Origin of the sequence: Saccharothrix sp. NPDC042600 (genome assembly GCF_040647305.1) — a bacterium.
Lineage (GTDB): Bacteria > Actinomycetota > Actinomycetes > Mycobacteriales > Pseudonocardiaceae > Actinosynnema > Actinosynnema mutabilis.
Genome location: NZ_JBEZBW010000192.1, coordinates 1 through 7,044 on the forward strand (window position 1 = coordinate 1; position 7,044 = coordinate 7,044).

The window sequence follows — 7,044 nt, forward strand, 5'->3', positions numbered from 1 at the left end:
GTCGCCTTTTCCGCCGATCACGCCCTTCGATCGGCGGAAAAGGCGACGCGACGAGCCGACTTCCAGGCGGCCGAGCCGACCCGGCGGAGCCGGGTCAATCAGACACAGCCGGGTCAGTCGGATACAGGCCGGTTCAGCGTCGCCACGAACTTGTACCTGTCGCCGCGGTACACCGAGCGCACCCACTCGACCGGGTTGCCCTCGGTGTCGAAGGAGTGCCGGGACAGCAGCAGCATCGGCAAGCCGATGTCCGCGCCCAGCAGCTCGGCCTCCTCCGGCGATGCCAAGGCCGTCTCGATGGTCTCCTCCGCGTGCCCCATCTCGACGCCGAACCGCTCGCGCAGCACCTGGTACAGCGACGCCCCCGGCGCGAGGTACCGGCGCAGCCCGCGGAACCGCCCGAGCGCCAGGTGCGTGGTCTCGATGGCCATCGGCTCGCCGTCGGCCAACCTCAACCGGTGCAGGCGCAGCACCTTCGCGCCCGCCCGCACGCCGAGCAGCCGCGCCAGTTCCGCCTCCGCCGGCATCTCCGACGCCTCGATCAGGCGCGACGACGGCTGGCGGCCCTGGGCCTTCATGTCCTCTGTGTACGACGACAGCTGGAGCCGTTGCGCCACTTTGGGTTCCGCCGCGAACGTGCCCTTGCCCTGCACGCGCAGCAGCCGTCCTTCGACGGTGAGTTCGGCCAGCGCCTGCCGGACCGTCGTGCGCGACACGTCGAACTCCGCGGCGAGCGACCGTTCGGTCGGGATCGGTGATCCCGGCGGCAGCGCGCGCAACAGGTCGAGCAGGTGCCGCTTGAGGCCCCAGTACTTCGGCTCGCGCTGTGCGCGAGACCTGGCGTCGACGCCAGTTGCCGGGCTCGTCTCCAGCATGCCTTCCTCCTCGACCGGTCAGTGCTCTCCCACACAACAGGATGCCTTGTCCACGTCGGATCGTGTCCCCGAACCCCCGACGAACCACCGACGACCCGCGTGACGACCCCTCACATCGTGCTCCAGCACCCCCGCCCCGCGGGCCCGGATTGGTCCGATGACTTTGCAACGTCTCGGCAACGTCCTTGACAGGTCCTGTGGCGAGGCACACTCTAGGCCGCATTGGTCTACACCACTTTGGTCGTTCCGGTCACTGGGACCGGGGCATTGGGAAAGGGCGCACACGTGAAGGGCTGGAGAGGACTGGCCGTAGGTGCCGCCGCACTCGCGGTGGCCGTGGCCGGATGTGGCACGAGCACCGACAAGGGCAGCGGCAACTCCGGTGAATCCAAGACGCTGACGGTCTGGTTGATGGACGGCTCCGCGCCGACCACCCTCACCGACGCGTTGCACAAGGAGTTCCAGGACTCGAACCCCGGCGTCACCGTCAAGTACGAGATCCAGAAGTGGAACGGCATCCAGGAGAAGCTGACCACCGCTCTGACCAGCAACAACCCGCCGGACGTCATCGAGCTGGGCAACACCCAGACGGCGAAGTTCGCGGCTGAGGAGACCCTGCTCGACCTGAGCGGCGACGTCTCGGACCTCAACGGCGACCAGTGGCTGTCCGGCCTCAAGGACTCCCTGACCTGGGACGGCAAGCAGTACGGCCTGCCGTTCTACGCCGCGAACCGCACGGTGATCTACCGGACCGACCTGTTCAAGGCCGCGGGCATCGAGAACGCCCCCAAGTCGCGTGACGAGTGGATCGCGGCCATCGAGAAGCTCAAGGCCGCCAACGCGGCGGACCCGGAGTTCCAGTCGCTGTACCTGCCGGGCCAGTCCTGGTACGCCCTGCTCTCCTTCATCTGGGACGAGGGCGGCGACGTGGCCAAGGCGCAGGGCTCCGCGTGGGCCGGCGCGCTGAACACCCCCGAGGCCAAGGCGGGCGTCGACTTCTACAAGAAGCTGGTCGACACCTCCGCCACCAAGGCCCCGAAGGACGCCGACGAGGCGACCCCGCAGCAGTTCGAGGTCTTCGCCAAGGGCAAGACGGCCATGATGATCGCCCTGCCGTGGGAGCTGGGCAGCGCCGTCAAGGCCGACCCGACCCTGAAGGACAAGACCGCGGCGTTCCCGATCCCGTCCAAGACCTCCGGCAAGACCGCGCCGGTCTTCCTGGGCGGCTCGAACCTGGCCATCCCGGCCGGCTCGAAGAACCAGGACCTCGCCAAGGCCTACCTGAAGCTGCTGAGCGGCAAGAAGTACCAGGACCAGCTCGCCGAGGGCGGCGCGGTGCCGGGCACCTCGAAGGACACCTCGAAGCTCGCCACCAACTCGATCGGCAAGGCGCTCGCCGAGTCCGCCCCGAACGGCAAGGTCACCCCGACCACGCCCGCCTGGGCCGCCGTCGAGGCCGGCCAGAACCCGCTCAAGGACATGCTGACCGCCTACCTGACCGGCGCGAAGTCGCTGGACCAGGCCACGGCCGACGCCAACGCCGCCCTGTCCAAGACGCTGGGCGGATGACCTAGGCATGACGGCGGTCCACACCACCGACGCCGCGGTGGCGACGAACTCGTCGGCACCGCGGCGTGCCGCACCGGGCGGCGCGCCGCGCCGTCGGGGCAGCGCCTTCGACCGGACGCTGCCCTACCTCCTGCTGGCCCCCGCGTTGGTCGCCATCCTGTGGCTGATCGGCTGGCCGGTCCTGTCCCTGCTCGTGACGAGCTTCCGCCAGCTCAACCTCAAGGAGCTGACCCGGGGCCAGGTCGTCTGGGTCGGCCTGGACAACTACACGAAGATCTTCGCCGAGCCGGAGTTCTGGGCGATCACGGTGCGCACCGTGGTGTTCACGGCGGCCGTCGTGGCGGTCTCGGTGGTGGCGGGTCTGCTGATCGCGCTGCTCATGCGGCGGATCAGCCCGGTGGTGCGGATCGCGCTGCAGGTCGCGATGCTCCTGGCGTGGGCGATGCCGCTGCTCGCGGCCACCACGGTCTACCAGTGGATGTTCGACCAGCAGTACGGCATCCTCAACAAGACCCTGGTCGAGCTGGGCTTCGACTCGTTCGCCGGGTTCTCCTGGTTCACCACCGGCACCTCGACGCTGGCCGTGATCGGGTTGCTGATCGTGTGGCAGGCCGTGCCGTTCCTGGCGTTCTCGCTCTACGCCGGCGTCATCGGCATCCCGCGCGACCAGTACGAGGCCGCCGGCATCGACGGCGCCTCCGCGTGGCAGACGTTCCGCAACGTGACCTGGCCGGAGATCCGGCCGTTGCTGCTCATGGTCACGTTCCTGTCCCTGCTGTGGGACTTCAAGGTCTTCGCCCAGATCTGGGCGTTCAAGAAGGGCGGCCCGGACGGCGCGAGCACCACGCTGCCGGTCTACCAGTACCTGGAAGGCATCTCCAAGAGCCACTTCGGCGTGGCCGCGGCGGTGTCCGTGGTGATGATGCTGCTGCTCGGGCTGCTCACCTTCCAGTACCTGCGCCGCCTGCTCCGCCAGGAGGGGTCACTGTGACGAAGAAGGTCACGGCGAACGTCGTCGGCGTCGTCCTGGCGGTGTTCTTCGCGTTCCCCGTCTACTGGATGCTGTCCTCGGCGTTCAAGCCGACCAAGGACCTGGTGTCCTCCGACTACGACCTGATCCCGCTGTCGGTCACCGCGACCAACTTCGCGACGGCGTGGAACAAGCCCGGGTTCCTCAGCTCGATGGGCAACAGCCTGTTCGTCACGCTGGGCGCGGTGCTCGCCTCGATCGTCGTGGGCCTGCTCGCCGCGTTGGCGATGTCCCGGATGCGGTTCAAGGGCCGCAAGCAGTTCGTGCTGCTCATGCTGGTCGCGCAGATGGCGCCGTTCGAGGCGCTGCTCATCCCGATGTTCCTCATGATGCGGGACCTGGAGCTGCTGGACCGGCTGCCGTCGCTGATCCTGATCTACTTCGCGGTGACGCTGCCGTTCTGCGCGTGGACGCTGCGCGGGTTCGTCAACGGCATCCCGCTGGAGCTGGAGGAGGCCGCGATGGTCGACGGCTGCGGCCGGTGGGGCGCGTTCCGCCGCGTCACGCTGCCGCTGCTCGGCCCGGGCCTGGTGGCCACCTCGGTGTTCGCGTTCGTCACGGCGTGGAACGAGTTCCTCTACGCCCTGTCGTTGATCAAGGACCAGACCAAGGAGACGCTGCCGGTGTGGCTCTCCGGGTTCCAGAGCGCGTTCGGCACGGACTGGGGTGGCGCGATGGCCGCGTCCGTGCTGTTCACGCTGCCCGTCCTGGTGTTCTTCCTCATCGTCCAGCGCAAGATGGTCACCGGCGTCACCGCCGGTGCCGTGAAGGGGTAGGCGCATGTCGTTGCACCAGCTCGCCGCAGCTGTGTTGCTCCCGGGTTTCCACGGCACGACCGCACCGGACTGGCTGCTCAAGCGGGTCGCGGACGGGTTGGGCGGGGTGGTGCTGTTCGGCCGCAACGTCGTGGACGACGAGCAGGTCACGGCGCTCACGGCCGCGTTGCGCGGGGTGCGGCCGGACGTCGTGGTCGGCATCGACGAGGAGGGCGGCGACGTCACCCGCCTGGACGCCGGGCGCGGGTCGGAGGTGCCGGGCAACCACGCGCTGGGCGCGGCGGACGACCTGGCGCTGACCCGCGAGGTGGCGGCCTCGGTGGGGGCGCGGCTCGCGGCGTGCGGGGTGAGCCTGGACCTGGCGCCGTCGGCGGACCTGGTGCTGACTCTGCAGGACCCGGTGATCGGCGTGCGGTCGTTCGGGTCGGACCCGGTGAAGGCGGGCGCGCACGTGGCGGCGTTCGTCGAGGGCATGCAGGCCGTCGGCGTGGCCGCGTGCGCCAAGCACTTCCCCGGTCACGGCGCGTCCACTGTGGACTCGCACCTGGCCGTGCCGGTGCTGCCGCGCACGGAGGAGGAGCTGCGCGAGGTCGAGCTGGTGCCGTTCCGGGCGGCGGTGCAGGCTGGGGTGCGGTCGATCATGACCGGGCACCTCGTGGTGCCGGCGTGGGGCGAGGCGCCCGCCACGCTCAACCCGCGCGCGGTGGCCGTGCTGCGCGACGAGCTGGGCTTCACCGGCGCGATCATCACCGACGGGCTGGACATGAAGGCCGTCGGCGGCGACCTGGCGGAGGGGTCCGTGCGGGCGCTGGCCGCCGGCGTGGACGCGCTGTGCCTGGGCGGTGAGCCGTTGGACGACGCGGGCATCCAGTGGCTGATCGACAGCATCGTGGCGGCCGTGGAGCGCGGCGAGCTGTCCCGGGAACGGCTGGCGGAGGCGGCGCGGCGCACGGCCGCGCTGGGCACCCCGCCGGCGGCCGTGGACGGGCACGACCCGGAGATCGGGCTGCGCGCGGCGCGGCGGGCCGTGGAGGTGACCGGGTCGTTGAAGCTGTCCGGGGCGCCGTTGGTGCTGGACCTGGCCGTCGAGCCGTCCATCGCCGTGGGCGACGTGCCGTGGGGCCTCGGGCCGTACCTGACCGAGCTGCTCCCGGGCACGACCACGTCGACCGCCCGCACCGCCGACGAGGTTGCGGCGGAGGCGGACGGGAGGACCATCGTGGTGGTGACGAGAGAGGCGCACCGCCACCCGTGGGCTCGCGACTTGGTGCTCTCGCTGGTTAGTATTGGTCTAGACCTAGTGCACGTCGAGACGGGCGTGCCGGGTCCCGACCTGGGCACCGCTGCCCGCGTGAACACCCACGGCGGTTCACGGGTGTGCCTGCGTGCCGCGGCAGAGCGCATCGCCGCCGGCTAAGAAAGGGCTCCGATGACCGACCACCAGCCCGGCAGGCACATGGCGGCCGAGATCGACCAGCAGCCCGCGATCTTCGCGGACCTGGTCGCCCGGCGCTCCGCCATCGCGGCCGTCGCCGACGCGATCCGCGCCCGTCAACCGCGCTTCGTGCTGCTCGCGGCACGCGGCTCGTCCGACCACGCGGCGCTGTACGCGAAGTACCTGACCGAGGTGCTGCTCCAGCTGCCCGCCGGTCTGGTGTCCCCGTCCACCACGACCCTCTACGGCGCGCAGCCCGACCTGCGCGACGTGCTCCTGGTGTCGGTCAGCCAGAGCGGCGGGTCCCCCGACCTGCTGGAGGTCACCGAGTCCGCGCGGGCGCGCGGCGCGCTGACCGTGGCGGTGACCAACACGGCCGACTCCCCGTTGAACGGCGCGGCGGAGCTGTCGGTGGACGTCGGCGCGGGCGTCGAGCAGGCCGTGGCGGCGACCAAGACGTACTCGGCGACCCTGCTCGCGCTGTACCTGCTGGTGGACGCCATCCGCGGCGGTAACGGCACGCACGCGGCGGCGCTGGGCGACCAGGCGGCGGCGGCCCTGGAGCTGTCGGCGGAAGCGGTCGCGGAGGCCGTGCGGCGCTACCGCTTCGTGGACCGCGTGCTGACCACCGGCCGCGGCTACTCCCTCCCGTCCGCCCTGGAGGCCGCCCTGAAGCTGGCCGAGACCAGCTACCTGGCGGCCAGGGCGTACTCGGGCGCGGACCTGCTGCACGGCCCGGTGGCGGCGGTGGACCCGGAGACGGCCGTGCTGGCGATCACCAGCGCGGGCCGTGGCGGTGACGCGCTGCACGACGTGCTGGACGCGGTCCACGGGCGGGGCGCGGACGTCGTGGCCGTGGGTTCGGCGGCGGACAAGGTCTCGGCGGCGCTGCGCATCCCGGTGCCGGAGACGGCCGAGGAGGTCGCGCCGATCCTGGAGATCCTGCCGGTGCAACGCCTGGCCCACGGCCTGGCCCTGGCCCGAGGCGGCGACCCGGACAGCCCCCGCGGCCTGAAAAAGGTCACCCGCACCCGCTGAGAGCGACTACAGACGCGCTGCGCCGCCCTTGATCCTCGGGCGCGCGCAGCGCGCTTGTCTTCAAGGGCGCGCGCAGCGCGCTTGTGTTCAGGGCGCGCGCAGCGCGCCTGCTTTTGGGCTTTTTCGTCCTCCCCGTATGGCCTGCCCGAAGGGCTACCACACTTTGGGTCGGGTGCAGCCGAAAATTTTGTGAGGGACGAGCAAAATTTTTAGCGGCACCCGGCCCAAAGTGTGGTTGGCTCCGCCAGGCCATACGGGGAGGACGGAAAAGCCCCCTCTTTTTCTTTTCCTCCCCCGGCGGCCTGCCCGCCGGCGAGGCTC

At 70.7% G+C, this 7,044-nt stretch carries 6 protein-coding genes; 5 read left to right on the forward strand and 1 reads right to left on the reverse strand.

Features of this window, described 5'->3' with window-relative positions:
* Positions 1 to 113: 113 nt before the first annotated feature.
* Positions 114 to 875: a GntR family transcriptional regulator gene (locus AB0A74_RS42255; protein WP_309111732.1), complete on the reverse strand. Its 762-nt coding sequence runs from the start codon at positions 873 to 875 to the stop codon at positions 114 to 116.
* 285 nt (positions 876 to 1,160) lie between these two features.
* Between AB0A74_RS42255 and AB0A74_RS42260 the strand changes: the two genes are divergently transcribed.
* The 5 genes from AB0A74_RS42260 to AB0A74_RS42280 are packed head-to-tail and all read left to right on the forward strand — an operon-like array spanning position 1,161 to position 6,723.
* On the forward strand, positions 1,161 to 2,444 hold the full coding sequence (locus AB0A74_RS42260) for a sugar ABC transporter substrate-binding protein (protein WP_358258819.1): 1,284 nt from the start codon (positions 1,161 to 1,163) through the stop codon (positions 2,442 to 2,444).
* Between the two features lie 7 nt (positions 2,445 to 2,451).
* Entirely contained in the window at positions 2,452 to 3,435 is a 984-nt protein-coding gene (locus AB0A74_RS42265) for a sugar ABC transporter permease (protein WP_358258821.1), read from the forward strand.
* Positions 3,432 to 4,250: a carbohydrate ABC transporter permease gene (locus AB0A74_RS42270; RefSeq protein ID WP_358258823.1), complete on the forward strand. Its 819-nt coding sequence runs from the start codon at positions 3,432 to 3,434 to the stop codon at positions 4,248 to 4,250. The genes AB0A74_RS42265 and AB0A74_RS42270 overlap by 4 nt, the downstream gene beginning before the upstream one ends.
* A 4-nt stretch (positions 4,251 to 4,254) precedes the next feature.
* The gene (locus tag AB0A74_RS42275) at positions 4,255 to 5,667 is read left to right on the forward strand and encodes a glycoside hydrolase family 3 N-terminal domain-containing protein (RefSeq protein ID WP_358258825.1); all 1,413 of its coding nucleotides are present in this window, start codon (positions 4,255 to 4,257) and stop codon (positions 5,665 to 5,667) included.
* Positions 5,668 to 5,679: 12 nt separating this feature from the next.
* Entirely contained in the window at positions 5,680 to 6,723 is a 1,044-nt protein-coding gene (locus tag AB0A74_RS42280) for an SIS domain-containing protein (protein WP_358258827.1), read from the forward strand.
* Positions 6,724 to 7,044: the final 321 nt, after the last annotated feature.

What these genes read in the sequence shown, in the direction of transcription:
- AB0A74_RS42255 (WP_309111732.1), bottom strand. Translation starts at nt 875, where the DNA reads ATGCTGGAGACGAGCCCGGCAACTGGCGTCGACGCCAGGTCTCGCGCA.
- AB0A74_RS42265 (WP_358258821.1), top strand. Translation starts at nt 2,452, where the DNA reads ATGACGGCGGTCCACACCACCGACGCCGCGGTGGCGACGAACTCGTCG.
- AB0A74_RS42275 (WP_358258825.1), top strand. Translation starts at nt 4,255, where the DNA reads ATGTCGTTGCACCAGCTCGCCGCAGCTGTGTTGCTCCCGGGTTTCCAC.
- AB0A74_RS42280 (WP_358258827.1), top strand. Translation starts at nt 5,680, where the DNA reads ATGACCGACCACCAGCCCGGCAGGCACATGGCGGCCGAGATCGACCAG.